Below are 504 nucleotides of genomic sequence, written 5' to 3' on the forward strand. Positions count from 1 at the left end.
GCTGTGCACGGGTCGAGGCCGGCCATGTCGCGCAGGAGCCGACCCGCGAAGTCCTCGATCATGGGGCCGATGCTAGGGCCTTGCCTCAGCTGCCGTGGTGCGAGCAGCATCGATCGCGGCAAACGGACCAGCACATCTGACCGCGGCATGATCATGACTCAGCCGCCGTTCGGACGACCTCACATGCAGGTCAGGGCACTTGCACCGTTACTTGGCGTTGAAGTAGTTGGCCTCCGGGTGGTGGACGACGATCGCGTCGGTGGCCTGCTCCGGCATCAGCTGGAACTCCTCGGACAGCTCGACCCCGATCCGGTCCGCCCCGAGCAGGTCCATGATCTTCGCCCGGTCCTCCAGGTCCGGGCAGGCCGGGTAGCCGAACGCGTACCGGCAACCCCGGTAGTCGTTGTGCAGGATGCCGGCCAGGTCCGCCGGGTCGTCGTGCCCCAGCGGGCGGCCGTCGGGCAGGGTCATCTCGGCGCGGATGCGCTGGTGCCAGTATTCGGC

Annotated in this window: 1 protein-coding gene; it reads right to left on the reverse strand. The window is 68.1% G+C overall.

What is annotated here, in order from left to right; genetic code table 11:
- Positions 1–207 precede the first annotated feature (207 nt).
- The coding region (locus tag KBX53_RS35495) for a vitamin B12 dependent-methionine synthase activation domain-containing protein (protein ID WP_210864088.1) at positions 208–504 on the reverse strand (297 nt) is incomplete at its 5' end.

The organism is Micromonospora sp. M51, from assembly GCF_018070305.1.
Classification (GTDB): domain Bacteria; phylum Actinomycetota; class Actinomycetes; order Mycobacteriales; family Micromonosporaceae; genus Micromonospora; species Micromonospora parva.